General features: G+C 60.7%; 19 protein-coding genes. 10 read left to right on the plus strand and 9 right to left on the minus strand.

The features are described from left to right. Positions 1–6: 6 nt before the first annotated feature. The 4 genes from ABID12_RS10670 to ABID12_RS10685 all read right to left on the minus strand — a co-directional run bounded on the left by ABID12_RS10670 (position 7) and on the right by ABID12_RS10685 (position 4124). On the minus strand, positions 7–1074 hold the full coding sequence (locus ABID12_RS10670; RefSeq protein ID WP_354434194.1) for an ABC transporter ATP-binding protein: 1068 nt from the start codon (positions 1072–1074) through the stop codon (positions 7–9). Then, positions 1071–1901: a carbohydrate ABC transporter permease gene (locus ABID12_RS10675; protein ID WP_106303065.1), complete on the minus strand. Its 831-nt coding sequence runs from the start codon at positions 1899–1901 to the stop codon at positions 1071–1073. The genes ABID12_RS10670 and ABID12_RS10675 overlap by 4 nt, the downstream gene beginning before the upstream one ends. Then, positions 1898–2800: a carbohydrate ABC transporter permease gene (locus tag ABID12_RS10680; RefSeq protein ID WP_106303061.1), complete on the minus strand. Its 903-nt coding sequence runs from the start codon at positions 2798–2800 to the stop codon at positions 1898–1900. The genes ABID12_RS10675 and ABID12_RS10680 overlap by 4 nt, the downstream gene beginning before the upstream one ends. A 97-nt stretch (positions 2801–2897) precedes the next feature. Continuing rightward, positions 2898–4124 (minus strand): ABC transporter substrate-binding protein, encoded by a 1227-nt coding sequence (locus ABID12_RS10685; protein ID WP_435528211.1) that lies wholly within the window; start codon positions 4122–4124, stop codon positions 2898–2900. 218 nt (positions 4125–4342) lie between these two features. On the opposite strand from ABID12_RS10685, the gene ABID12_RS10690 reads away from it, so the two are divergent. Further along, a complete protein-coding gene (locus tag ABID12_RS10690) occupies positions 4343–5386 on the plus strand; it encodes a LacI family DNA-binding transcriptional regulator (RefSeq protein WP_354434195.1) in 1044 nt (347 codons plus the stop codon). A gap of 158 nt (positions 5387–5544) precedes the next feature. After that, positions 5545–6198 carry an NAD(P)H-binding protein gene (locus ABID12_RS10695; RefSeq protein WP_354434196.1) on the plus strand — a complete coding sequence of 218 codons (654 nt, stop codon included), beginning with the start codon at positions 5545–5547 and terminating at the stop codon, positions 6196–6198. Positions 6199–6272: 74 nt separating this feature from the next. Here the strand turns inward: ABID12_RS10695 and ABID12_RS10700 are convergent, their stop codons facing one another. Beyond that, positions 6273–9653, minus strand: coding sequence for an acyl-[ACP]--phospholipid O-acyltransferase (locus tag ABID12_RS10700; RefSeq protein WP_354434197.1), 3381 nt, complete (start codon positions 9651–9653; stop codon positions 6273–6275). A gap of 178 nt (positions 9654–9831) precedes the next feature. Between ABID12_RS10700 and ABID12_RS10705 the strand changes: the two genes are divergently transcribed. The 5 genes from ABID12_RS10705 to ABID12_RS10725 are packed head-to-tail and all read left to right on the plus strand — an operon-like array spanning position 9832 to position 15970. Further along, positions 9832–10446: a TetR/AcrR family transcriptional regulator gene (locus ABID12_RS10705; RefSeq protein WP_354434198.1), complete on the plus strand. Its 615-nt coding sequence runs from the start codon at positions 9832–9834 to the stop codon at positions 10444–10446. A gap of 49 nt (positions 10447–10495) precedes the next feature. Then, entirely contained in the window at positions 10496–11026 is a 531-nt protein-coding gene (locus ABID12_RS10710) for a MarR family winged helix-turn-helix transcriptional regulator (protein ID WP_354434199.1), read from the plus strand. 36 nt (positions 11027–11062) lie between these two features. Continuing rightward, on the plus strand, positions 11063–12127 hold the full coding sequence (locus ABID12_RS10715) for an HlyD family secretion protein (protein WP_354434200.1): 1065 nt from the start codon (positions 11063–11065) through the stop codon (positions 12125–12127). Next, a complete protein-coding gene (gene rbbA / locus ABID12_RS10720; RefSeq protein WP_435528212.1) occupies positions 12091–14856 on the plus strand; it encodes a ribosome-associated ATPase/putative transporter RbbA in 2766 nt (921 codons plus the stop codon). The genes ABID12_RS10715 and rbbA overlap by 37 nt, the downstream gene beginning before the upstream one ends. Position 14857: 1 nt before the next feature. Further along, positions 14858–15970: an ABC transporter permease gene (locus tag ABID12_RS10725; RefSeq protein ID WP_354434202.1), complete on the plus strand. Its 1113-nt coding sequence runs from the start codon at positions 14858–14860 to the stop codon at positions 15968–15970. A gap of 81 nt (positions 15971–16051) precedes the next feature. Here the strand turns inward: ABID12_RS10725 and ABID12_RS10730 are convergent, their stop codons facing one another. The 4 genes from ABID12_RS10730 to ABID12_RS10745 all read right to left on the minus strand — a co-directional run bounded on the left by ABID12_RS10730 (position 16052) and on the right by ABID12_RS10745 (position 21886). Continuing rightward, positions 16052–17512, minus strand: a complete 1461-nt coding sequence (locus ABID12_RS10730; protein ID WP_354434203.1) for a mannitol dehydrogenase family protein — start codon at positions 17510–17512, stop codon at positions 16052–16054. A gap of 98 nt (positions 17513–17610) precedes the next feature. Then, positions 17611–19986: a glycoside hydrolase family 31 protein gene (locus ABID12_RS10735; RefSeq protein ID WP_354434204.1), complete on the minus strand. Its 2376-nt coding sequence runs from the start codon at positions 19984–19986 to the stop codon at positions 17611–17613. Between the two features lie 17 nt (positions 19987–20003). Beyond that, positions 20004–21314 carry a TRAP transporter large permease gene (locus tag ABID12_RS10740; protein WP_227023564.1) on the minus strand — a complete coding sequence of 437 codons (1311 nt, stop codon included), beginning with the start codon at positions 21312–21314 and terminating at the stop codon, positions 20004–20006. A 14-nt stretch (positions 21315–21328) separates the two neighbouring features. Further along, the gene (locus tag ABID12_RS10745) at positions 21329–21886 is read right to left on the minus strand and encodes a TRAP transporter small permease (RefSeq protein WP_181190679.1); all 558 of its coding nucleotides are present in this window, start codon (positions 21884–21886) and stop codon (positions 21329–21331) included. Between the two features lie 221 nt (positions 21887–22107). Here ABID12_RS10745 and ABID12_RS10750 point away from each other — a divergent pair, with 221 nt between their 5' ends. From ABID12_RS10750 to ABID12_RS10760, 3 genes are all read left to right on the plus strand, one after another. Then, the gene (locus tag ABID12_RS10750; protein WP_354434205.1) at positions 22108–23100 is read left to right on the plus strand and encodes a TRAP transporter substrate-binding protein; all 993 of its coding nucleotides are present in this window, start codon (positions 22108–22110) and stop codon (positions 23098–23100) included. Between the two features lie 77 nt (positions 23101–23177). Further along, entirely contained in the window at positions 23178–24986 is a 1809-nt protein-coding gene (locus ABID12_RS10755; protein ID WP_354434206.1) for a glycoside hydrolase family 2 protein, read from the plus strand. After that, the gene (locus tag ABID12_RS10760) at positions 24971–25738 is read left to right on the plus strand and encodes an FCD domain-containing protein (protein WP_319517880.1); all 768 of its coding nucleotides are present in this window, start codon (positions 24971–24973) and stop codon (positions 25736–25738) included. The genes ABID12_RS10755 and ABID12_RS10760 overlap by 16 nt, the downstream gene beginning before the upstream one ends. Positions 25739–25815: the final 77 nt, after the last annotated feature.

A 25815-nucleotide genomic window follows, 5' to 3' on the forward strand; every position in this document is an offset into this window, starting at 1 on the left:
CTTCGGTCAGAGCCGGATGCCGGTTTCGCGGTCGAAAATGTGGATGTGTTCGGGGTCAATGCGCATGTTCAGCGGCTCGCCGGGCGTGACTGCGGCGCGGTCGTTGATGACGACGGCAATCTCCGGGTCGCTGGCGGTGAACAGATAGGTCGTCGCCCCCGTCGCTTCGGCGATGCGCAGCGGCAGGCTGAACTGGGCTTCGTCCTTCGAAACCAGCATCAGATGTTCGGGGCGCAGCCCGACGGTGACCTTGCGGCCTGCCTCCAGCCGGCCCGGATAGGGCAGAACATCGCCCTCGCCGAGTTCGAGCTTGAGGCTCTGACCGTCTTCACCGACCGTTGCCGGCAGGAAATTCATCGCCGGCGAACCGATGAAGCCGGCGACAAACTGGTTGGCGGGGCTGTCGTAAAGTTCGAGCGGTGCGCCTTCCTGCTCGATCTCGCCGGCGCGCATCAGCACCACCCGGTCGGCCATGGTCATGGCTTCGATCTGGTCATGGGTGACGTAGACGGAGGTTGCCTCGAGCCGGTCGTGGAGCGTGCGGATTTCCTTGCGCATATGCACACGCAGCGCCGCATCGAGGTTGGAAAGCGGTTCGTCGAAGAGGAAGGCTTTCGGGTCGCGGATGATGGCGCGGCTCATGGCAACACGCTGGCGCTGGCCACCGGAAAGCTCACGCGGATAGCGCGTCAGAAGCTGCGAAAGACCGGTGGTCTCGGCCACTTCGCGGGCCTTTTCCTGGGCCGCCTTCTTCTTCATCCCGTGGGTGCGCAGGCTGTAGGTCAGGTTCTCCTCGACCGTCATATGCGGATAAAGCGCATAGGACTGGAACACCATGGCGATGTCGCGGCGGCGCGGCGGCATGTCGTTCATGCGTTCACCGGCGATCTTGACATCGCCGCCCGAGATTTTCTCCAGCCCTGCCAGCGTGCGCAGCAGCGTGGACTTGCCGCAGCCCGACGGGCCGACAAGCGCGACGAATTCGCCCTTTTCGATGGTCAGGTTGACGTTTTTCAGGGCGTGGTAGCGGCCGTAATACTTCTCGACCGCGTTGAATTCGATCTGGGTTGTCATTTCAAAGCTCCCGAGGTCAGGCCGGAGACAATCTTGCGCTGCAGAAGAACAAAGGCGGCGAGGATGGGGGTTACGTAGATCGAGGCGTAAGCCATGATCTTGTCCCACTCGACAGTGTTCGGCCCCATGAAGGTGTTGAGACCGACGCTAGCCGGCTGATAGATGGCATCGGCAATGAAGGTCTTGGAATAGACGAATTCACCGAAGGCCTGCATGTAGATCAGGATCGCGCTGACGAGGATGCCGTTGCGGGCCAGCGGCAGCACGATGTGGAAGAAGGCGCCGATACGGGAATTGCCGTCGACAAGCGCTGCCTCTTCCAGCTCCATCGGCACGCTCATGAAGGTTGCGCGCACCAACACCACAAAGAACGGCATGCTCTTGGCGGTGATGCCGAGAATGGTGGCGAAGCGCGGATATTCAAGAATGCCGAGTTGCGAGAAGCCGACAAAGATCGGGGTGACCATCAGCGAGGGCGGCAGAACCTGCAGCATCAGGATCAGGAACAGACCGATATCGACCCAGACGCTACGGTAGCGTGCCAGAACATAGGCGCAGCCCGAACCCATGATCGCAATCAGGATCACCGAGCCGGTGGCGATGTAGAACGAATTCCACAGGAAGCGCCCCATGCCGCGGCTGACCCAGACGTCGACAAAATTGGTCCACTGGGCGTGGGTCGGAATGAAGATCGGCGGCGAGGCAAAGGCTTCCGATGTTGTCTTGATGGATGTGACATACATCCAGTAGAGCGGAAACAGATAGATCGCGGCGAAAATGACGGCGATCAGGATGAGCGCGATATTGCGTGTGCTTTGACGGGTCATCCTCGTACCTCCGAGCGGGTCGAGCGGACGTAGTAGGCCGCGGCGACAATCACGACGAAGATCATCATGACGGAAACGGTTGCACCGCCTGCAAAGTCGAATTCCTGGAAGGACAATTGCCATGCCCAGTACTGGGCGACATTCGATGCGTTGTTCGGGCCGCCATTGGTGATCGAGGCGAACAGGTCGAACTGTTGCAGGGTAAAGATCAGGCCGAGCGACAGCAGCGCACCAATCGTCGAGCGCATCATCGGCACGGTGATCGTATAGAAGCGGCGGAAGGGGCCGGCGCCGTCAAGCGCTGCGGCTTCGTAAAGATCCTTGGGAATGGCGGCAAGTCCGACAGACAGAAGGATCATGTTGAACGACGTGCCCAGCCAGATATTGGCGATAACGACGCTCCACAGCGCGAATTCGGGATTGGAGCGCCAGAAAATCGCCTGATCGAGAAAGCCGAGCTGGATCAGGAAATAGTTGATGACGCCGAAGTCGCCGGAAAGAAGCCAGTTCCAGATGGCGCCGGCAACCAGACCCGGCATCACCCAGGACACCAGGAACAGACCGCGCAGATAGGTCGAGCCGGGAAAACGCTGCTGGAAGAACAATGCCAATGCGAGGCCGAGCGTAAACTGCCCGACAATCGAACCGACAACGAAGATGAGGGTGTTGCCGAAAATCGGCCAGGTCTGCGGATCGGACAGGATCCGGCGGTAGTTGTCGAACCCGACAAAGGGGCGGATGATCTGTCCGAGGCTGAACATGTCAACCTCCTGGAAACTCATCACGACATTGTACAGGATCGCGGCACCGGAGATCGCAATCAGAAAGGCAAGCGGTATGCCGATCAGAATGAGGTCGAAGCCGCGCCCGTCCCATAAGGTGGAAAGCCGGTTGCGCATGACGTTGAAACTCCTTGGGGCCGCCGGTATAGCTTCGCCGTACCCGCACCTCAAATGAGGTGCGGGCCGGACTTTGCGTGACGGTCACGCCTTGGGATTAGTTGGTGACTTTGTCGATTTTTGCCTGAGCGGCATCAAGCGCCTGCTGCGGCGTCTGGGAACCGGTCAAAGCGGCCTGAAGCGCATCCTGAACAGCCTTGGAAATCGCAGGCCATTCCGGCGACGGACCACGCGGCTGGGCATATTTCAGCTGTTCCTGGAATGTTGACAGAGCCTGGTCGAGTTCTTCATTGCCGGTGGAAGGGATCTCAACATTGTCTTCCGGGGGCAACTGACCGAAGCGCTGGAACATTTCCGGGTCCTTGGAGGCGATGTATTCCAGAACCTTGAAGGTTTCTTCCGGGTGCTCGGTCGACTTGAACAGAACCCAGTTATAGTCGCCCATGGCCGACGAACGCGGCGCACCTTCTTCCGGAACGGGCAGCAGTGCGACGTTCCAGTTGAAATCGGCTTCGCGCACCATGCGGTCAAGCTCCCAGGGGCCTGAAATCGCCATCGCGGCATTGCCGCTGATGAAGGTCGATGTCGAGACCCACTGGCTGCGGCTGATCGTGTCCGGTGAAGCCAGTCCCTCATCGAGGAACTTCTTCCACAGCGTCAGGGCTTCGACCGCGCCGGGGCCGTTGACGTCATCCCAGCTGCCGCCGGCCATCTGGACCCAGGGCAGGAACTGGAACGTGCCTTCTTCATTGGCCTGCGCGGAGAATGCGAGGCCGTAGACACCTGCGTCCTTGTCCGTCAGCGCCTGTGCATCCTGATAGAGTTCATCCCAGGTCTGCGGCGGCTCATCGATGCCAGCAGCCTCGAACATGTCCTCATTGTAGAACAGGGCAATGGTGTTCGTTGATTTCGGAACGCCGTAAAGCTTGCCGTCCCAGGTCGCCGATTCAACAGGGCCGGGATAGTAATCATCAATGTTGATGACGTCGGAATTCTCGACCATCTCGGTGAGGTCCATCAGTGCGCCCTTGGACGCCATCATGGCGTTGAACGGCACATCGACGGCATAGATGTCAGGCGCCTTGCCGACGGCATAAGCGCGCATCACGTCGCTCAGAAGGTCGGAGAACTGGAGCTGGCGGTATTCAACGTGGATTTCGTCCTGGCTTTCGTTGAATTCATCGATCAGCTGTGGCGCAGGCTGGTCCGGACGGTCAACTGCCCAAAGCTGAATGTTGACCGGATCCTGAGCAAATGCCGGCAGCGCAAGCGACAGGCTTACCGCGGCGACAGATGCATAGGCGATTGTACGTATATTTTTCACAAGTACCTCCCGAAAAACCTAAATTCAAAAAAACAAAGGCGGTTGTCTGGCGTGTGTTCAGGCTTTTCCTCCCAGCCTTGTTTCGACATGTCCGGCCGGCTGAAAAAGCCTTTCGGAAGCGGAAAACGCTCGAAACACGCGTCGTAAACGTTTACGATAATAGACCTCGTCTGCGTGAAGTGTCAATAGAGGTACGTTCATCAAGGGGGCAAAATCGAATGAAGGGTATCCGTCAGCTCGCCGAGCATCTGCAGATTTCAACGGGTACGGTGTCGCGAGCACTGAACGGGAAAAGCGATGTCAACGCGGAAACGCGGCGCCGTGTTCTGGCTGCGGCGGAAGATCTGGGCTATGTTCCCAATCAGGCCGGTCGCAGCCTCAGGCAGGGCGCGAGCAAGACCATCGGTCTTGTGCTCAATCACGGTTCGTCCGTGGGCGCGGGCAACGAGAACTTTTTCCCGTTGGTCATTGCCGGTCTTCAGAACGTTCTTTCCCGCCACGGACTTGACCTGGTCCTACTCCTCTGTCCGCGGGAAGAAAACTACGATGCTTTTTTGAGGCGCATGGTGGCGCGCCGCCTTGTCGATGCGATGATCATTACCGCGACCCGGGTCAAGGACCCGCGTTTTGCCTTTCTGACGACGGCGGGCATGCCTTTCGTGTCTCTCGGACGCAGCGATTCGGCGTTGCCCGGCAACAACTGGGTGGACCTTGATTTCGAAGGCATTGCCGAACGTGCGGTCTTGCGCCTTTTCGAGCGCGGCCATCGGCGCATCGCCATTGCGGCCCCGGCCTCCGATGTCAATCTCGGCAAGCTGTTTCTGGAGGGCTACCGCGCCGGCCTTGCCAAATGCGGCCTGCAGGAGGAGCCGGATTATATCTTCTACGAGCAGGCGCTGGAGGAGGGCGGTTATCGCGTCGGTGAAAAGCTGCTTGCCAGCAAGAAACGGCCGACAGCGATTGTCCTCAATGCCGAACTGATGTCGGTCGGGCTTTATCGCCGGCTTGGCGAGGCCGGTCTGGTGCCGGGTCGCGATCTTGCCGTGATCGCCGAACGCGAAAGTCCCGTCGGCCGGTTTCTGCTGCCGAGGCTGACCTGTTTCCGTCTCGATCTCGATGCGCTCGGCCGCATGCTGGCGGAGATGCTGCTGTCCAATCTGCCGGCCTTTGCCGAAGGCTATCAGGATGTTCCCAGGAACAGGATATGGCCGCTCGAACTGGTTGAAGGCGAAAGTGATCCGCCGCTTGCCGCACCGGACTGACGGCTGCCGACCTTTCCGATATGCGCCTTGTGGCCCGGGCAACGCCGGTGGTCGTGGGTCTCCGGTTCTGCGATGTGGTTGATTTCAGCATTGCCGCTTACGACATAAGAAGCCGAGTGATCAGGATTTAAAGCAAACCACACGCAGGATTCGATATCATGAAAATACTCGTGATCGGCGCTACCGGCGGCATTGGGCACCGGCTTCTTCCCTTACTTGTTGAAAACGGACATTCGGTTGTCGGCCTTCACCGCAAGGCCGAACAGGCCGCTGCAATCACGGCGGCAGGGGCGACGCCGGTTTCCGGCGATATCATGGAGATGGACGAGGACGATTTTGTCCGCGTCGCCGAGGGCTGCGATGCGATCGTGTTTTCGGCGGGTGCTGCGGGAAGCGGGCTCGATCGCACCACGACGATTGACGGCGATGCGCCGATCAAGCTGGTGGCTGCGGCCCGCAGACTGGGGATTTCCCGGTTCTACCTCGTTTCCGCCTTTCCCGAAGCCGGGCGGTCGCGCGAACGCAACGACCGTTTCGAACATTACATGCGCGAGAAGAAACGCGCCGATGTGGCGGTGGCGTCGTCAGACCTCGACTGGGTTATCCTGCGTCCCGGCACACTGGTGCATGAAGACGGTGACGGCAGGGTCAGCCTCGGTCCGGCCGTGGCTTATGGCAATGTTGCCCGCGGCAATGTCGCGCGCGTGCTCGCAAGCCTGATCGAGCACCCGGATATTCGCCGCGCGTTCCTGGAACTGACCGATGGCGATACCGCGGTCAATACAGCCGTTGCCAGCCTGAAGCGTCGCTGAGCGGCGCGCCGGTACCAGAGCAGATACCATAGACGAGGGCGTGCCGCGATGTTCCGCAGGATGCCGTGTTCTGGTTACGGTTCCCCGCGGACCTGACGTTCGGCAGCGACCAGATCGATCTTGCCGGAGCCGGTGACCGGCACGGTGCCGATGCGCAGTTCTGCCGGTATCATCAGGTCGGCAAGCCCCTGTGCGCGGGCGTGGCGGGCGAAGTCCTCACGCGTGGCGCCCGGCGCATTGGTGAGCAGAACCAGCCGTTCGCCCTTCTTCGGATCGGCAACGGCGATCACGACGCTGAGATTGTCGGGCCACAGCGAACCGGCCGCCGCCTCGACGGCTGCCAGCGAGATCATTTCCCCGCCGATCTTGGCGAAGCGTTTGGCGCGGCCGCGGATGGTGATGAAACCCTCCTCGTCGATCGTGACGATATCGCCCGTGTCGTGCCAGCCGTCTTCCGGCACGTCGATCCTGCCCGGATTTTCGGCACGCAGATAACCGGCCATGACATTGTCGCCACGCACGAACAGGCGGCCGCCTTCGTCGATGCCGGGCACCGGATCGAGCCGGTATTCCATGCCCGGCATGATCTTTCCGACGGTTCCGCCCTTGTTGTACATCGGCGTATTGATGGCGATAACGGGCGCGGCCTCGGTGACGCCGTAGCCTTCCAGAATACGCACGCCGAATTTTTCCATATAAAGCGTGCGGGTCGACGGCCTGACGGGCTCGGCGCCGGCAAAGCAATAGCGGATCGAGCGCATGTCATAGGGGTGGGCAGTGCGGGCATAGCCGTTGAGGAAGGTATCCGTCCCGAAAATGATGGTCGCATTGGAGCTGTAGATCAGTTCCGGCACGATGCGGTAGTGCAGCGGCGAGGGGTAGAGATAGATGGGCACGCCCGATGTCAGCGGCAGGAACGTGCCTGCCGTCAGGCCGAATGCGTGGAAGGCGGGCAGGATGTTGAACACCTTGTCGCCCGGCGTGAAATCGATTCGCGAAGCGGCCTGTGCCGCATTGGCCAGGATGTTGCGATTGGTCAGCACCACGCCCTTGGGCGTGCCCTCCGAGCCGGAGGTGAACAGAATAACCGCAGGGTCATCCGGCTGGCGCCGGACCAGCGGTCTTGCCCGGCGAAGGCGGCCGGCAAGCTTGTCACGGGGCCCAAGTGTCGCGCGCAGATCATCCAGATAGATGATCGTCACCTGTTTCTGCAAAGCCGCAATGACGCTTTCAAGCCGGCCCTGTTCGACAAAGGCCCGTGAGGTCAGCACCACGCGCAGGTCGGCGGCCTTGCAGGCGGAGACCAGATTGGTCGCGCCGGCGGTGAAGTTCAGCATGGCAGGCACTTTTCCGGCGGAAATCAACCCGAGCGTGGTGGCGACCGTGCCATTGGCATTGGGCAGCAGCACGCCGATATTGCTGTCGCCTGCAAACATGTCCCGGAATTTGCCGCCAAGCACGGCTGCCGCGGTCAGGAGCCGGCCATAGGACATTTTTCCGGTGATCGGGTCCTCGATCGCCTGTTTGCCGAAACCGCGCTCTTTTGCGGTTTCGATCACGCGATCCATCAGGGTCGATGATGTCGATGTGGTCTCAAACAGCATCTGCGACATGATCTGGTAAAGTGCTGCGCCGGCGGCCATGCGGCGCTTGCGGCCGAACAGGTTGTCACCGACGGAAAGTCGCACCGGTTCCAGAATGGTGACCTTCACCTTGGGAAACAGGCGAGGGCGGACATTGCGGCCGGTCAGGCGCGAAAAATAGCTCTTTTCCAGCCCGTCGATGCGGACCGGAACCACCATGGAGCCGGTCTTGTCGGCCACCATGGCCGCACCGTCATACACCTTCATCAGGCTGCCGGTGACCGTCAGGCGGCCTTCGGGAAAGATCACCAGCGGATTGCCGTCGTTGACGGAGCGGATCAGTGTGCGGGCTGCCATCGGCCGCGACGGGTCGAGCGGCATGAAATTGCACATTTTCAGGAAGGGGCGGATCCACCAGATCCGCGCGGTCTTGTAGTCGACCGCAAACACCGGATCGCGGTCCAGCAGCGTCAGCGCCAGCGGCCCGTCGAGCAGCGATACGTGGTTGAGCGCCAGAATGGGATTAGCCCCGGCCTTGTCGAGGTTTTCAAGCCCCTTCACCTCGAGGCGAAGGAAGGCGCGAAACAGGATCGAGACGAAATCGCGAAACGCATTGGTCGGCAGGGTTCGCAGCATCAGCCAGGCCGCAACGCCGTTGAGGACCGCAAGGCCGACAAGCAGGACGGGAATTGCAACGCCTGCCGCCTGAAGTGCTGCGACAAGCGTGCCGCCAACCGTGGTGAAGGCCGCCGTCAGCACATTGGTGGCGCCGATGACCCGGGCGCGATGGTCTTCATGCGACCATGCCTGAAGTGCGGCAAAGGTGGGGACCACCAGAAAGGCCCCGGCAATGGCCATGCCGGCAAGGTCGACTGCAATGACGAGATTGACCGGGTGGGCAAAAAAGCCGGCAAGCGTGGTCGAAGGCGGCAATGTCCCCGCGCTTGCGATATTCCAGGCCAGATGCAGGCCGAAAAGCGCAACCAGGGCCGTGCCGAAAGGTGCGGGCAGCAAGACGATGCGGCCCGAAGACATCCATGCGGCCATTGCCGACCCGATGCCGATGGAAACGGCGAAGACGGCGAGATAGGCGGTAATCGCAATCTGGTCGCCGCCGAGCGTATTCTTGACGACGGGCGGCAGCAGCGAAAGAATGACGGCGCCGACAAACCAGAACCAGGACGCCATCAGTGCGGCGCGCCAGATCCGGCTATCCGCCTTCAGCTCTCCGACAAGCCGCCAGCTTACCCGGAATATATTCCTGTCCAGCGCCAGATCCGGCGCTTTGGCCCCGGTTTTCGGGATGAAACGGCTGGCCAACCAGCAGCCGACGGCCAGCGTCATCATCATCGGGGCGAAAAGCCAGAGGCGGACACCGTCGGCGGCCGCGATGCCGGCAATGATGGTGCCGCCCAGGATCGCGATGAAGGTCGCCCCCTCGATCCAGGCATTGGCGCGCGGCAGGGCGCTTTTTTCCAGATGATCCGGCAGGATGCCGTATTTCACCGGCCCAAACAGCGCCGAGACGATGCCGAACAGAACCAGTGCCAGCATCAGCACCGCAACGGAGGAAAGGGCAAGGCCGGCAACAGCGACGGCCGCCGCGCCGATCTCGGCCAGCTTCAGCCGTTCGGCCATCACCGCCTTGTCGAAGCGGTCGGCCATTTCGCCGCCGGTGGCCGAAAGCGCCAGAAACGGCAGAACGAACAGCGCGCCTGCCAGTGAAATCAGCGGCGCTGCGGCATCTTCGGTCAACTTGAACAGCACGAAAAGCACGAGGGTGTTTTTCAGGAAGTTGTCGTTGAACGCCGACAGAAACTGCGTCCAGAACAGCGGCGCAAACCGCCGCGATGTCATCAGATGATCCGTCATGGTTCCTCTTTCGAAATGGCGGTGCGATGAATGGCCGTTCCCGTATTCACGGTTTTGGCTGCCGGCTTGAACATCGTCACAGGTCATTGTATGAACATTGTTCAGAAATCTGTATATGGAATTTATGAACATTGTTCAAGATAAAAATGAACATTGTTCTTTTTTGGAGATCGAGGCGATGGCCGGAAAGCGGGAAGCCAAACGCGATGCACTCAAATCGGCGCTGATCGCAGCAACGCGGTCGCTGATTGCCGAGGGCGGGCTGAAAGGATTGCGTGCCCGCGACATCGCTGCGAAGACGGGATGCGCGCTCGGCAGCCTCTACACGATTTTCGATGATATCGACACGCTGATCCTGCATGTCAATTTCCAGACATTGCAGGCAATCGAGGCGGAGATGGATACGGCTCTTGCAGGTGTGGCCGATGACCGCGCCTTCGAGGCGCTCGGGCTGGCCTATCTGCGTTTTGTCGCCGCAAACCGCAATCTCTGGGCCGCGCTGTTCGAGCATCACATGCCGGAAGGTGCAACGGTTCCGGTCTGGCTGGACGAGGAAGTCGCCGCGCTCATGGCAAAGATTGACGCGCCGCTTGCCCGGCTGATGCCCGAGGCCAGCCCGGAAGAGGTCACCGATCGCGCCCGCACCTTTTTCGGTGCGGTTCACGGCGTCATCGCCATCAGCGTTGAAAACCGGTTCGTCGGTGTGCCGATGGAAACGCTCGAACGCGAAATTGTCGCGCTGACCGGCATTCTGACGCATGGCCAGGCGCAGGGGCCACGCATGGTTTCGTGACGGTCGTATTTAGCTTCACTGTCAAGATACTTTATGATTAAATAAAATTATGAAGAGTTTCGATGACAGGAATGCCGGCGTCCGTGAAACCGGAATTGCGCTTCTGGGCCTGATCCAGCAGATCGAGATTTGCTATGCTCGCTCGGCAAGTTCGAGCGGAATGCATGCCACGGATTTCAGGGCGGTCTGCGTGCTGAGCGATGCCGGAAAACCGATGAGCCCGAAGGATCTGTCGGGTTTTCTGGGGCTGACATCCGGCGCGGTTTCGGCCTTGCTGACCCGGCTGGAAAATGGCGGTTTCATTGCCAGGGTGCCCAATCCCTCAGACCGGCGCGGCGTTCTGGTGACGCTGAATGAGGCCGCTGTTGCCGAACCGCTCAGGCTCTACCGTATCCTGCATGAGCATCATACCGAGGCGACGAAAGGGCTGAGCGACAGAGAGCTTGAGGCCATCCGGCAATATCTGCGGAAAATTCAAGAGGCAACAGCGCAATTCTGCGGGGCGGAAATCGCACCCGTGCCTGCTTCCGGGACACCGCCAGCCGACGATTTGAAACTTCAGTCCGGTTCGGGCGGCTGATACGAGACTGGCGCCGGGCGCTGTGTGGGGAGTGAGATGAAGACACGTCTTAAATGGTTCGTTGTTGCAATATTGGTGGTCGGCGGCGCCGGCTGGTTCATCTGGCAGCAGGCCAGTACGAGCGACATGCCGGAGGGCATTGCCCGCGGCAACGGACGTCTGGAAGCCGTCGATATCGATGTCGCCGCCAAGACCGGCGGCCGTATCGAAGCCGTTTTCCCACGGGAAGGCGATTTTGTCGTGGCAGGCGAGATGCTGGCCCGGATGGATACCGCCGAGCTGGAAGCGCAGAAAGCCGAAGCGCAGGCCCAGCAGCGCCGTGCGGAAATCGCGATTGAAACCGCCGAAAGCATCGTCGAACAGCGCAATGCGGAACTGGACGCCGCGCAGGCGAATGTCGATGTCCGGCAGGCCGAGCTGGATGCCGCCGCCGCACGGCTTGAGCGCTCGGAGCAGCTTGCTGCGCGCGAAACGATTTCCCGGCAGGTTCTTGATGATGACCGCTCCGCCGAACGTCGCGCCAACGCGGCGCTTGCCTCTGCGCGGGCATCGGTTGCCGCTGCAAAAGCGGCTATCACCTCGGCTCGGGCGCAGGTGGTCGATGCCCAGGCTGCCGTGACGGCGGCCAAAGCCTCGGTGGCGCGCATCGACGTGCAGATTGCCGATGCCACCCTCGTGGCCCCGCGCGACGGGCGGGTTCAGTACCGGCTGGCCGAGCCCGGAGAGGTCATCGGATCGGGCGGCCGCGTCATCAACATGATCGACGTGTCGGACGTCTATATGAATATATTCCTGCCGACGGCAGAAGCCGGGCGCGTGGCGCTTGGCTCCGAAGTGCGCCTCATCATGGATGCCGCGCCTGATATTGTCATTCCGGCGACCGTCTCGTTCGTTTCCGACACCGCCCAGTTCACCCCGCGAACGGTGGAGACCGAGGAGGAACGACTGAAGCTGGCCTTCCGAGTCAGGGCGCGGATCGCACCTGAATTGCTGGAGCAATATATGACGCAGGTGAAAACCGGCCTGCCCGGCATGGCCTATGTCAAGCTGGACCCCGATGCCGAATGGCCGGACTTCCTGCAGCAGAACCTGATCCAATGACTGATACCTATCCGGTCGTAACAGTTGAAGGCGTGAGCCTGTCCTATCGCAGGGTTCAGGCGCTGGACGATGTTTCGCTTGTCGTTCCGGCCGGAAAGATGGTTGGCCTGATCGGCCCCGATGGCGTCGGCAAGTCTTCTCTTCTGGCGCTGATCTCCGGAGCGCGGGCATTGCAGGCGGGCGGGCTGCATGTTCTGGGCGGCGATATGCGCTCGGCCGGCCACCGTCAGGCCGTTTGCCCGCGCATTGCCTATATGCCGCAGGGGCTGGGGAAAAATCTCTACCACACGCTGTCGGTTTTCGAGAATGTCGATTTCTTCGGCCGTCTTTTCGGCCACGCCCGCGCCGAACGCGAGGCGCGTATCGCGCAACTGCTCACCGCAACCGGGCTGGAAGCCTTCCGCGACCGCCCGGCGGGCAATCTCTCAGGCGGCATGAAGCAGAAGCTGGGCCTGTGCTGCGCGCTGATCCACGATCCCGACCTTCTGATCCTCGATGAGCCGACCACCGGTGTCGATCCGCTTTCCCGCCGTCAGTTCTGGGAGCTGATCGATCATATTCGCGCCGGCCGGCCGGGCATGAGCGTGATCGTCGCGACCGCTTATATGGAGGAAGCGACCCGTTTTGACTGGCTGGTGGCGATGAATGCGGGCCGTGTGCTTGCCACCGGCACGCCTGCCGATCTTATGGCACAGACGGGTACGCGCGACCTCGACACAGCCTTTATCGCGCTCCTGCCCGAGGAAAACCGCCGGGGCCATGAAGGCGTGACGATACCGCCGATGGCCGAACATGACGGCGGCGGTTTTGCCATAGAAGCCGAAGGCCTGACCAAGCGTTTCGGGGATTTTACGGCTGTTGACCATGTCAGTTTCCAGATCGCCAAGGGTGAGATTTTCGGATTTCTCGGCTCCAATGGCTGCGGCAAGACCACGACGATGAAAATGCTGACCGGCCTTCTTCCGGTCAGCGAAGGCACAGCAAAACTGTTCGGTTCGCCGGTCGATCCCCACGACCTCGCTGTCCGCCGGCGCATCGGCTATATGAGCCAGTCGTTTTCGCTCTACGGCGAACTGACGGTCGCGCAGAACCTCGACATGCATGCGCGGCTTTTCAGGCTGGATGCGGCGGCGATCCCTGCGCGCATTGCCGAAATGGCCGACCGCTTCGAACTGTCGAGCGTGATGGACGCCCGGCCCGACGCGCTTCCTCTCGGCATCCGCCAGCGCCTGTCTCTCGCTGTCGCGATGATCCATGCACCGGATATTCTGATCCTCGACGAACCGACATCCGGGGTCGATCCGGTGGCCCGCGATGTGTTCTGGCGCCATCTTGCGGAACTGTCGCGTGGTGAGGGCGTGACGATTTTCGTGTCGACGCATTTCATGAACGAGGCGGCACTTTGCGACCGGATTTCGCTGATGCATGCCGGTCAGGTTCTGGTTTCGGACCGGCCGGACGATATCATCAGCGCCTGCGGGGCGGCATCGCTGGAAGAAGCATTCATCAGCTATCTCGAAGAGGCGACCGGAGAAGACGTTTCCGTCGCCGAAGAAGCGCCGGTTGAAGCGCAGCCGGAGGCCGCCACGGCCAAGGCGCCCCGGTTCGACCCGCGCCGCATGTTCAGCTATGCGATGCGCGAATCCCTGGAATTGCGGCGCGACCCGATCCGCAGCGCGCTGGCGATCCTCGGATCGCTGATCCTGATGCTGGTGATCGGCTATGGCATCAACATGGATGTCGAGGATCTGACCTTCGCCGTTCTCGACTATGACGATTCCTCCATCAGCCGCGACTTTACCGACCAGATCGCCGGATCGCGCTATTTCATCGAACAGGAGCCGCTGACGGACTATGCGCAGATGGATCACCGGATGCGCGCGGGCGGTCTGGATCTTGCGCTGGAAATCCCGCCGGGGTTCGGTCGCGATCTGCTGCGCGGCGGACCTGTGGGGATCGGAGGCTGGTTTGACGGTTCGAACCCGACGCGCGCCGAGACGGTCAGGGGCTATGTGCAGGGCATGTATCAGAGCTGGCTGGCCGACCGGATGCGCAGCGAGTTCGGCGCCGATGCCGTGGCCGGGGACTTCACCCTGCAATTGCGCTATCGCTACAATCCTGATGTCAAAAGTCTTGTCGCCATGGTGCCTGCCGTCATTCCACTGCTCTTGCTGCTGATCCCGGCAATGCTTTCGACGCTGTCGGTGGTGCGGGAACGGGAACTGGGGTCGATCACCAATCTTTATGTGACGCCGGTGACCCGGCTGGAATTCCTGCTTGGAAAGCTGATCCCCTATACGGTGATCGCCATCCTCAATTTTGCACTGCTGACGGCGATGGCGATCCTGCTGTTCAGGGTGCCGTTTACCGGAGACCGCGTTTTCTTCTTTGCCGCCGGTGTTCTTTACGTATCGGCGGCGACTGCCATGGGGCTGGTGATCTCGGCATTCGTGAAAAGCCAGCTTGCCGCCATTTTTGCAACGGCGCTTGGGACGCTGCTGCCGGCCGTGCAGTTTTCGGGCATGATTTCACCCGTTTCGTCGCTCACCGGCATCAGCGCCGTGATCTCGAAAATATATCCGACGACGCATTTCATGACGATTTCCCGTGGCGCCTTTTCCAAGGGGCTTGGATTTGCCGAGCTTTCGGGAACGCTGATGCCACTGGCGCTGTCAATTCCCGTCCTGATCGGCATTGGCGTGCTGCTGATGCGAAAGCAGGAGAAATAGGATGGATTTCGGCAATGTGCTGCAACTGGGCATCAAGGAAATCCGCGGACTTCTGCGCGATCCGATCATGATGTTTCTGATCCTGTTTTCCTTCACCTTTCAAATTCAGTCATCGGCACAGATGGAAAGCGAAGTGCTGAACCACGCACCGATCGCCATTGTCGATGAAGACGGCTCGCCGCTGTCGACGCGGATCATTCATGCCTTTCAGCCGCCCTATTTTTCCGAGCCTTCGATCATCGGGTGGGATGAAATGGACCGGCGCATGGATGAGGGGCTGGACACCTTCGCCCTCGACATTCCGCCGAATTTCCAGAGCGATGTTCTGGCGGGCAAGCGCCCGGAAATTCAGCTCAATGTCGATGCCACGCAGATGACACAGGCGTTTTCCGGCGCGGGCTATGTGCAGACCATCGTTTCCGACGAGGTGGCGGCGTTTGTCGATCCCGGCGGGAGCGGCCAGCCTCCGCCGGCTGAACTGGTGCTGCGCGCGCGGTTCAATCCGGTTCTCAACAGCGGCTGGTTCCAGGCCGTGATGGGTGTTTCCAACAGCGTGACGCTGCTGGCGCTGATTCTGCCCGGCGCTGCGCTGATCCGCGAGCGCGAACACGGCACGATCGAGCATCTTCTGGTCATGCCGGTGACGGCACTGGAAATCATGGTCAGCAAATTATGGTCGATGAGCCTTGTGGTTCTGCTCGGCACGCTCTTTGCGACCGTGGTCATGTGCGGCTGGGTGCTGGGCATCCCGCTTCAGGGATCGCTGACGCTGTTTCTGGTCGGCACGGCCCTGCATTTGTTTGCCACCGCATCGCTCGGGATATTGCTGGCGACGTTTGCAAAAACGATGCCGCAATTCGGGATCATGATGATCCTGGTGCTGCTGCCGCTCCAGATCCTTTCAGGCTCCCAGACCCCGCGTGAATCGATGCCGGACATCGTGCAGAACATCATGCTGGCTGCGCCCAACACGCACTACGTCATTCTTGCGCAGTCGATCCTGTTTCGCGGTGCGGGGCTGGATGTGGTATGGCCGCAAATGCTGTGGCTTGCGGCCATCGCGGCCATTCTGTTTGCCGTCTCCCTGCGCTATTTCCGCAGGTTTCTCCAGTAGTACCGGAAACCGGTGACCGGGGCGCATATGTTGCGCACCGGGATGGCCACGGCGCGCAACAAGGGCCTTGCAGGCCGGGCCTCAGGACAGTTCGGCAACCATTCTGCGTGCGCCTTTTTCAACAAGGCCCTGAAGGTTTTCCGAAAGGCTGGCCTTGAAGGCGGCGTCTTGTGCGAGCGCTGCGGGGAAAATGCCGGAACCGGTAACGACGCGTTCCACGCGTTCGGCAGCGGTGCCGCCATTGGCGAGCGTTTTCAGCTTGTCCGCCAGCGGGTCACGGACGTCGATGGCTTCTCCGTTTTCGTCGGTTCCCGAAACATAGCGGATCCAGCCGGCGACCAGCAGTGTCAGCCGCGGGCAGGGGGTGCCGTTCTTCAGGTGATGGGCGATCGACTGGAGGGCGCGCTGCGGCAGTTTCTGGCTGCCGTCCATGGCGATCTGCCATGTGCGGTGACGGATCGCGGGGTTCTGGAAACGGGCAATCAGCGCATCGGCGTAGTCATCAAGGTCGATACCTTCGGGAGCCTCGAGGGTGGGGATCTGTTCCTTGCCCATCAGGTCGCGGGCCGCCTTGCGATAGGCTTCGTCTTCCATGGTCTCGGCAATGGTTTCATAGCCGCCCAAATAGCCGAGATAGGCCAGGAAGGAATGCGAGCCGTTCAGCATTCTGAGCTTCATGTTCTCGTAGGGCACGACGTCATTGGTAAACGTGGCGCCGGCGCGATCCCAGTCCGGCCGACCGGCGACGAAATCATCCTCGATCACCCATTGGCGGAAAGGCTCGCAGACAATGCCGGCAGGGTCTTCCGTGTCGATCCGTTCGGCAAGCAGACGATAGCTTTCCTCGGTCATTGCCGGAACGATGCGGTCGACCATGGTCGAGGGGAAACGGCCATTCTCCTCGATCCAGTCGGCCAGCGCCTTGTCGCGGGCGCGGGCGAAATCGATGACGGCGCGGCGCGCCAGATGGCCGTTCGAGGGCAGGTTGTCACAGGAGAGAACCGTAAAGGGCGGCAGCCCCGCCTTTCTGCGGGCCTCAAGGGCAGCCACCAGAATGCCGACAACCGATCGCGGCTGATCCGGGTTTGCAAGGTCGGCTTTCACGTCCGGATTGTCGAAGTCGAGGCCGCCATCGGAGCCGAGCGTATAACCCTTTTCCGTCACCGTGATGGACACCAGCGCGATGTTTTCGTCGGCAATGGCGTTGACAATGCCTTGCGGTCCGCAGTCTTCCATATGGCGATGATCGACGACAGCACCGGAAATCCGGGCTTTCTGCCCGTCGGCGGCATTTTCGACGACACTGTAGAGGTAGTCGCGTTCGGCAAGCGCTCTCAGCGGCGCGGACGGGCCTCTGAGTTCGATTTCGCGATAACCCCAGTTGCCGCCGGCGCGCAGAACGTCGTCGGTATAAACGGCCTGATGGGCGCGGTGAAACGCGCCGAAACCGATATGGCACATGCGCGCTTCGACCTTGGAGCGGTCGTAATCCGGGCGCAGAACATCGGCGGCAGCGTTATCGAGGAGAGGGTTGGAGGACATGGTGGTTCCTTCCGTAAAACGGCGTGTGCGGGCTGGCACGGTCGCCGATGGGGCTTGTGAAGAAAAAGGGGAGAGCCGAAGCTCTCCCAAAAAGTCGGTCAGCGGCCGACAGTCTTGCCGTTGGCGTCGGCCATGCCATTGACGGCAATTTTTCGGCTTTCACCTTCAGGCAGGAGGATCCGGACATTTTCGTAGGCCGGTGTGTAGCGGCCTTCGCGCTGCCAGTTCAGCGTCAGGCCGGTCTCGTCGCCGGACAGCGCATAGCGCGTCACGGCATGGGCGGATGGATCGCGCCAGTGCACGGTGTCGCCATCATCTTCATATTCGACCGTTTCGGATGAAAACGCCCCTGGAACCGGGAAGACCGCGAGCGTACGGGCTTTGTCGGCCCCGGCATTGGCGCGGTTTGCTCCGTCGGAAAGCGGGATCACCGCACCGGCGCGGACAAACAGCGGCATGCTGGCAAGGTCCACCGGCAGCGTCACTTCCGTGCCGGGGGCGTGATATTCGCCGGACCAGAAATTCCACCAGCCGGTGTCATTCTCCGGCAGGTAGACCGTCCGCGCGGTCGCGCCGCTATCGACCACATTGGCGACCAGAAGATCGCGGCCCAGCATGAAGTCGTCGGTTTCCTCGAACGTGCGGGCGTCAAGCGGATGATCGAGGAAAGTCGGGCGCAGCATCGGTTCGTCGGCCGTGGTGGCAAGCCATGTCAGCGTGTAGAGATAGGGCGTCAACCGGTAGCGCAGCTTCAGCGCGTCGCGGATCAGCGGCAGAACCTCCGGATACATCCAGGCTTCATTGGCCGTGCCGTCATCATTCCATGAGTGAATGGTGAAGCGCGGGTGGAAAATGCCGTTCTGGACCCAGCGCACGAACAGTTCCGGCTCCGGTTTCGGGCCGGAAAAGCCGCCGACATCATGGCCGACATTGTAAATGCCCGACAGCGACATGGAGAGGCCCATGCGGATGTTGTAGCGCACGGTTTCCCAGCGGGTGTAATTGTCGCCCGACCAGGTCTGGACATAGCGCTGGATGCCGGGGCACCCGGCGCGCGAGATCAGATATTGCCGGTGATCGGGATCGAAGGCCTCCTGCGCTTCCTTCGAGGCGCGGCTCATCAGCAGCGAATGCAGGGGGCGGATCAGCGCGACGGGGATTTCGTTGCCGAAACCGTTGCAGCGGGCTTCATCGTCCCAGATTTCGTATTCGTTGTTGTCGTTCCAGGTGCAGGCAATGCCTTTTTTCAGCAGCTGCTCCGTCACGCCCTTCTGCCACCAGGCGACGGATGCCGGGTTGGTGAAATCGAGATGGGCGCCGCTGTCATCCCAGTAGACCGCGTCCGCATAGGAATTGGTCTCGCTGTCGGTGACGAACAGGCCGGCATCGAGCGCCTCGTTGAAACGGGGATGGTCCTGCAGCAATGCCGGCTTGATGTTGGCGATCAGCGTCAGCCCGGCATCGGCGAATTTTTTCGACATGCCCTCGACGTCCGGGAATTTTTCGTCATTCCAGTTGAAGACGTAACGCTTCGCGCCGATCGAGGTGTAGCCGGACGACATCTGGAAACTGTCGCAGGGAATGTCGTGTTCCGACAGCTTCGACAGAAAGCCTTCGAGCTCTTCCTGCGCATTCGGCCGGTCGGTATAGGCCATGGTCGAGCCGGAATAGCCGAGCGCCCAGCGCGGCATGAAAGCGGTTCCGCCGGTCAGGCGTGTGTGGCCCTTCACCAGATCCAGCATGTCCGGCGCCCAGGCGAAATAGTAGTCGAGATCGCCATCGAGCGCGCGATAGGCGCGGAAGGGCTTGTGATAATTGTCGAACTCGTTGCCGAGGTCGAACCAGCACGAGGCCAGATTGTCGTAAAACACCGAGAAGGCACCGGCATCCGGCGTCACCGTGAAGGTGACGGGCAGGTGCTTGTAAAGCGGGTCGGTGGTCTTGGCATTATAGCCCATGGCGTCGAGATTGCGCATCTCGTAGCGGCGGCCGGAGCGTTCGAGATCGCCCGCCTTTTCGCCGAGGCCGTAGACCTTCTCGCCGGGTTTTCTGAGCAGGAAATGGCTGTTGCGGTGGTCGCGAATGCCGAGCATGTAGGCGCCGGTGGGCCGTTCTTCGGCCACGAGTTTCCAACTGCCGTCAGCCTGTTTTGCTTCCCAGCGCATGGTCAGCGGGTTTTCGATGGTGAGCCTGAGACTTGCCGTCTCGATCACCAGCGTTTCGCCTTCAGTGCAGATGAAATCCGGCAGGGAAAAACCGGAAACGTCGTCGCGGGGCCGGCCTTCGAAGGGAACGTCTTCGGTTGGGGCGATCGACCATGTGCGGTCCAGCCGCCATGTGCCCGCCTTCTTCAGCGAGACCCGGAACAGGGCCTCTTCGAGAACGGTGATCCGAAGCGAATGGGAGCCGTCGACGGTGAGCGTGACGCCATTGGCGTCACGCGCGTCAAGCGCCCAGGATTTGAGGGTACGCATAGTCTTTTCCCGTTATGTTAGCCGCCATAACCCAGAAGCATGCGGGGCAGGGCAAGGCTGATTGCAGGGACATAAGTGACGAGCAGCAGGACCGCAATCAGGGTCAGGAAGAAGGGGATCAGAGGCTTGATCACCTTCGGGATCGTGGTTCCGCCGACCGAGCAGCCGATGAAGAGGGCCGAGCCGACAGGCGGGGTGCAGATGCCGACGCACAGGTTGAGGGTCATCATCACGCCGAACTGAACCGGGTCCATGCCAAGCTGCTGAACCACGGGCATCAGGATCGGGGTGAAGATCAACAGCGCCGGGGTCATGTCCATGAAGGTGCCGACAACCAGAAGAACGAGGTTCAGGATCAGCAGGATCATGATCGGGTTATCGGACAGGCCGAGCATGAAGTCGGAGATCATGTTCGGGATGTTGCCGAAGGCCATGGCGCGCGACATCGCAATCGAGCAGCCGATCATCAGGAGAACGACGGCAGTGGTGATCGCCGATTCAAGGATGATCGAGGGAAGCTGCTTGAGCGAGGTTTCACGATACCAGACAAAGGCGAGCAGCATGGTGTAGACGACAGCAATCGCCGAGGCTTCCGTTGCCGTGAACACACCGAGGATGATGCCGCCCATGACGACGACGATCAGGCCCAGAGGCAGGATGGCGTCGAGACCCTTCTTGACGAATTCGATGACGCTCGGGCGCGGCTGGGTCGGGTAGCCGCGCTTCTTGGCGATGACGCCGGCGACGATCATGATGCCGAGACCCATCAGGATGCCGGGCACATAGCCGGCAACGAACAGTGCCGCGACCGAGGTGCCGCCCGAAATCAGCGAGTAGACGATGAAGGTCGAGCTCGGGGGGATCAAAAGGCCGGTGGTGCAGGAGGAGATGTTAACGGCGGCCGAATAGGCCGGGTCATAGCCTTCCTTCTTTTCAAGCGGCGCCATGACGCCGCCGACAGCGGCGGCCGAAGCCACGGCAGAGCCTGAAAGCGCGCCGAACATCATGTTGGCAAGCACGTTTACATGGGCCAGCGAGCCGGGCAGCGCGAACCCCAGAACCTTGGCAAAATCGATCAGCCGCCGGGCAATGCCGCCGCGGTTCATGATGTTGCCCGCCAGGATGAAGAAGGGGATCGCCAGAAGAGTGAATGAGTCGAGGCCCGAAGACATCTGCTGGGCGACGATGAAGAATGACTGGTCGATGCCGACGAAGAGCGCGAAGGTGAGGACGGCCGAAACGCCGATTGAAAAGGCGATCGGAACGCCGAGAACCATCAGCAGGATGAAACTGCCGAACAGAACCAGTGGAGCGTAAGACATAAGCATGAAAAAAATCTCCCTTAGTCCAGAGGTCCGCCGGCTTCGGCGGGCGGGGCTTCAACAGGCGTCATGCCATGGAAAAGGCGGACGGCCATCTGAATGCAGTAGATGAGAATGAAGGCGCCGGAGGCCGGGATGGCGAAGTAGACGTAGCCCATGGGCATTTGCAGAGCCGGCGAAACCTGGCCGTTTGCCAGCGTGCGGGCCACCAGCGCGCTGCCGCCATTGATCATCACGGCGATTGCGAAAAAGGCAATGACCGCAACAACGGCCAGCTGCGCAAGCTGCTTGCGCCAGCCCTTCAGCGCGGGCGCCAGGATTTCGATGGCGAGGTGGCGGCCCTTGCCAAAGGTGTAGGCGCCGCCGATCAGCGCCATCCAGATGAACAGAAAGCGTGCGATTTCGTCAGTGTAGATCGAAGGTGCGCGCAGGATGTAGCGGCTCATCACCTGCCACACCACACAAATGACCATGCCGGAGAAGCCGGCGACGATAATGACGCGCAAAATGGCGTCGATCACGTTGGCAAGGCCGTCGGTCAGACGGCTGATCGTGTCGGGTTTTCCTGTTTCGGACATCCGACCCTCCCTTGAGCGAGTTCTTTTATGCAGCCTTTCGGGCGGTGCCTTCGGGCCGATGACCGGACCATGGACCAAAATAAAAAATTGGTCAACCAATTTATCTATTTTGGTTGACATCAATATTTATTTGGTCAACCATGACGACATCCGCCGCGAAAGGGCACTCAGTGGCGGCCCAATTAACCTATCCTCAAACGATCGGGTGCCGGGAGGAAGATATGAAGATCTTTTCCAAAATCGCTTTGATGACGGGCGTTGCTGCCGTCGCCTTTGCTGCAACTGCCGAAGCGCGCACGCTTCGCCTCAACCACAACAACCCGCCGGACCATCCGCTGCATATCTCCATGGAATTCATGGGTGAGCGCCTGTCGGAGCTGACGGATGGCGCCTGGGATATCCAGGTCTTCCCCAACGGCCAGCTTGGCAACCAGCGCGAATCGATGGAACTGGTGCAGAGCTGCGTGCTCGACATGGCCAAGAGCAATGCCAGCGAACTGGAGGCCTTCGAGCCGACCTATTCGGCGTTGAACCTGCCGTACCTCTTCCTCAGCGAAGACCATCAGTTTGACGTTCTGACCGGTGATATCGGCCAGGAAATCCTTGATGCCTCCCATGATAAGGGGTTCCAGGGTGTTGCATTCCTGCTCGAGGGCGCACGTTCCTTCTACGGTAACAAGCCGATCAACACCCCGGCAGACCTTCAGGGCATGAAGGTTCGCGTTCAGCCGAGCCCGTCGGCGATCCGCATGGTTGAATTGCTTGGCGGCAGCCCGACGCCGCTCGCCTATGGCGAACTCTACAGCGCCCTGCAGCAGGGTGTCGTCGATGCCGCGGAAAACAACCCGACCGCGCTTACCACCGTGCGTCACGGTGAAGTGGCCGACTACTTCTCCCTCGACGAACACACAATGATCCCCTCCGTCGTGGTGATTTCGAACTGCGCCTGGGACTCCATGTCCGATGAGGATAAGGCCGCTTTCCAGCAGGCCGCTCAGGAAGCCATGAAGTTCCACCGCGAACAGTGGGACGAGATCGTTTCCAAGACCATGGACGAGATCGAGGAAATGGGCGTCACGGTCAATACCGTCGACAAGGCCCCCTTCATCGAAGCGGTTCAGCCGATGTATGAGGAAGTCAAGGGCAGCTCCCCGGCTGTTGCCGACCTGGTCGACCGCATCCAGGCCGCCGGTGCAGACTACAGCGACAACTAAGTCGCGCGAAAAATTGGTCGGCCGCCTTGGGCGGCCGGCCAACTGAGACAATGTGATAGGTTCGGTGGAGGCTCATCATGCTTGAGCGATCGGTATTGGCGGAAAATGCGCTGCAGGCGCTGCATGACGAGGACTATGACCGTCCTTTCAATACGCAGAACCTCAACCACACAACCATGATTTTCATGGGCGATCGCGAACAGGTTTCGCTGGACGGCGACTGGAATTTCTGTGTCGACCTGCTTGATACCGGCCTGCGCCAGAAGTGGTTCGCCATGGAGCCGGCCGCCCCGCGCGACCGGGAAGAACCCTGGGACTACGACCCTTATATGGGCGAGACCGTGCCCGTGCCCTCCTGCTGGCAGATGCTGAAGGAGAAGTGGTACTTCTTCGAAGGCAGCGCATGGTATACCCGTCCCGTCGATTTTTCGCCGAAGCCCGGCAAGCGCACCTTCCTGCGCGTCGGCGCGGCGCAATATGACTGCAAGGTTTTCCTGAACGGCGAATTCGTCGGCAATCATTATGGTGGCTCGACACCCTTTTTTGCCGAAATGACCGACCGCCTGAAGGATGGCCGCAACTGGTTGATGTTGTGCGTCAACAATGTGCGCACCCTTGACCGCGTGCCGATGCGCAACACCGACTGGTTCAACTATGGCGGCGTCTATCGCGAAGTCTCGCTGGTCGAAACGCCGGAAAGCCTGATCCGCGATTTCTTCATCCATCTCAAGCCTGACAGCCATTTTGCCTGTCTGACGGCGAGCGTCGTGGCCGAGGGCGCCGAAACGGCTGAAATTTCGATCCCCGAACTCGGCATTCGCGAGACGGTGCAGCTTGTCGACGGCAAGGGCAGTATCGATATCGCCGCCGGTCCGCTGCTGTGGCGGCCCGATCGGCCGAAGCTGTACGATGTCCATGTCAGCGCCGGTGACGACCGCGTGTCGGATCGCGTCGGCTTCCGTACGATCGAGCGCAAGGGCCGGGAGCTTTACCTGAACGGACGCCCGCTGTGGCTGCGCGGCATTTCGGTGCATGAGGATGACGACAAGCGCGGCAAGGTCATCACCGAGGACGATCTGCGCCGGCGTTACGCCGATGCCAAGGAGATGGGCTGCAATTTCGTGCGGCTTGCGCATTATCCCCATCACGAACGCGCCGTCGAACTGGCCGACGAGATCGGTCTGCTCGTCTGGGCGGAAATCCCGGTCTACTGGGCCATCGATTTCGCCAATCCGGCAACCGAACGGGATGCGCAGAACCAGTTGCTTGAACTGATCCGCCGCGACCGCAATCGTGCATGTGTGGCGATCTGGTCAGTCGGCAATGAAAATGCCGATACCGACGCCCGGCTCGCCTTCATGAAGGGTCTTGCCGAAACCGCGCGCGCGGAAGACCCGACGCGGCTGATTGCGGCCGCCTGCCTTGTGAACCACACCAAGTTGAAGATCGAGGACCGGCTTGCCGCCTATCTCGATATCATCGGGATCAACGAATATTACGGCTGGTATGACGAGGATTTTTCCGAACTGCCGAAAATCCTCGCCAATTCCCAGCCGGACCGCCCCGTTGTCATTTCGGAAACCGGCGCGGATGCCGACATCACCGAGCAGGGGCCGAAGGATGGCCTGTTCTCGGAGGATTACCAGGCAAGCGTCTACGAAAAGCAGATCGCTACGCTGAAGGACCTCGATTTCGTCAAGGGCATGTCGCCCTGGATCCTCTATGATTTCCGGACTGAACGCCGGCAGGGGATATTCCAGCGTGGTTTTAACCGTAAGGGGCTTATCGCCGCAGATAAGGTAACCAGAAAGAAATCCTTCGCTATACTGCGATCATTCTATCATATGGTTGCCGCAGGGGAGGTTGAAGAATGGGAGAGATCGTAAAGCGCCGCTATCAGGAAGTCGCTGACGAAATCCGTGGCCTGATCGCGCGCTCGGACTACAAGCCCGGCGATCGCCTCAAGACCGAGCGCCAGATGGCCGAGGAGCTTGGGGTCAGCCGCTCGCTGGTGCGTGAGGCCGTCATTACGCTTGAACTTGAAGGTCTGGTCGATGTGCGCAAGGGATCGGGCATTTATCTTGCCGTCCCGCAGGAAGCCGTGGAGCCGGATGAGCCGCGCATCGAGGATCTGCCGGATGATTTCGGCCCGTTCGAACTGCTGCAGGCCCGTCAGCTTCTGGAATCGACGATTGCCGCCTTTGCCGCCGAGATGGTCTCCATGGCGGATATCCGCAGAATGCGTGAGGCGCTCGACATGGAGCGCGAGGCCATCGAAAAGGGAACCGACGACGGCTATGAGGCCGACGAGTTGTTTCACCGGTTGATTGCGGTTGCCACCCAGAATGCCGTGCTGGTCGATCTGCTGGATGAACTGTGGGGCAAGCGCAAGAAAAGCCGGATGTGGGCGCAGCTTCACACCCGCGTTTTCGACACGGATTACCGCCGCCGCTGGCTGCAGGATCATCAGGAGATATTGCAGGCCCTGCAGATGAAAGACCCGGCCCGCGCCCGGCAGGCCATGTGGACGCATCTCCAGAATGTGCGTGAGACCCTGATGGAGCTGTCGGATGTCGATGATCCGGCCTTTGACGGCTATGTCTTTGGCTCGCATGAACTGGGGCGGATCGTGGGATAGGCAACGGGCAAACGGCAAGATCGCCAAACCCGGTTTTCAGTCAGGAGCGGACCCCTTCCGGCGCTTCGAGCGCGCGC

Source organism: Martelella mangrovi (assembly GCF_040545495.1).
Taxonomy (GTDB): Bacteria; Pseudomonadota; Alphaproteobacteria; order Rhizobiales; family Rhizobiaceae; genus Martelella; species Martelella mangrovi.

Coding starts and splice junctions, on each gene's coding strand:
- ABID12_RS10760 (WP_319517880.1), top strand. CDS start 24,971: ATGGGAGAGATCGTAAAGCGCCGCTATCAGGAAGTCGCTGACGAAATC.
- ABID12_RS10695 (WP_354434196.1), top strand. CDS start 5,545: ATGAAAATACTCGTGATCGGCGCTACCGGCGGCATTGGGCACCGGCTT.
- ABID12_RS10705 (WP_354434198.1), top strand. CDS start 9,832: ATGGCCGGAAAGCGGGAAGCCAAACGCGATGCACTCAAATCGGCGCTG.
- ABID12_RS10730 (WP_354434203.1), bottom strand. CDS start 17,512: ATGTCCTCCAACCCTCTCCTCGATAACGCTGCCGCCGATGTTCTGCGC.
- ABID12_RS10750 (WP_354434205.1), top strand. CDS start 22,108: ATGAAGATCTTTTCCAAAATCGCTTTGATGACGGGCGTTGCTGCCGTC.
- ABID12_RS10710 (WP_354434199.1), top strand. CDS start 10,496: ATGAAGAGTTTCGATGACAGGAATGCCGGCGTCCGTGAAACCGGAATT.
- ABID12_RS10715 (WP_354434200.1), top strand. CDS start 11,063: ATGAAGACACGTCTTAAATGGTTCGTTGTTGCAATATTGGTGGTCGGC.
- ABID12_RS10725 (WP_354434202.1), top strand. CDS start 14,858: ATGGATTTCGGCAATGTGCTGCAACTGGGCATCAAGGAAATCCGCGGA.
- ABID12_RS10735 (WP_354434204.1), bottom strand. CDS start 19,986: ATGCGTACCCTCAAATCCTGGGCGCTTGACGCGCGTGACGCCAATGGC.
- rbbA (WP_435528212.1), top strand. CDS start 12,091: ATGGCCGGACTTCCTGCAGCAGAACCTGATCCAATGACTGATACCTAT.
- ABID12_RS10700 (WP_354434197.1), bottom strand. CDS start 9,653: ATGACGGATCATCTGATGACATCGCGGCGGTTTGCGCCGCTGTTCTGG.
- ABID12_RS10690 (WP_354434195.1), top strand. CDS start 4,343: ATGAAGGGTATCCGTCAGCTCGCCGAGCATCTGCAGATTTCAACGGGT.
- ABID12_RS10675 (WP_106303065.1), bottom strand. CDS start 1,901: ATGACCCGTCAAAGCACACGCAATATCGCGCTCATCCTGATCGCCGTC.
- ABID12_RS10740 (WP_227023564.1), bottom strand. CDS start 21,314: ATGCTTATGTCTTACGCTCCACTGGTTCTGTTCGGCAGTTTCATCCTG.
- ABID12_RS10755 (WP_354434206.1), top strand. CDS start 23,178: ATGCTTGAGCGATCGGTATTGGCGGAAAATGCGCTGCAGGCGCTGCAT.
- ABID12_RS10745 (WP_181190679.1), bottom strand. CDS start 21,886: ATGTCCGAAACAGGAAAACCCGACACGATCAGCCGTCTGACCGACGGC.
- ABID12_RS10670 (WP_354434194.1), bottom strand. CDS start 1,074: ATGACAACCCAGATCGAATTCAACGCGGTCGAGAAGTATTACGGCCGC.
- ABID12_RS10680 (WP_106303061.1), bottom strand. CDS start 2,800: ATGCGCAACCGGCTTTCCACCTTATGGGACGGGCGCGGCTTCGACCTC.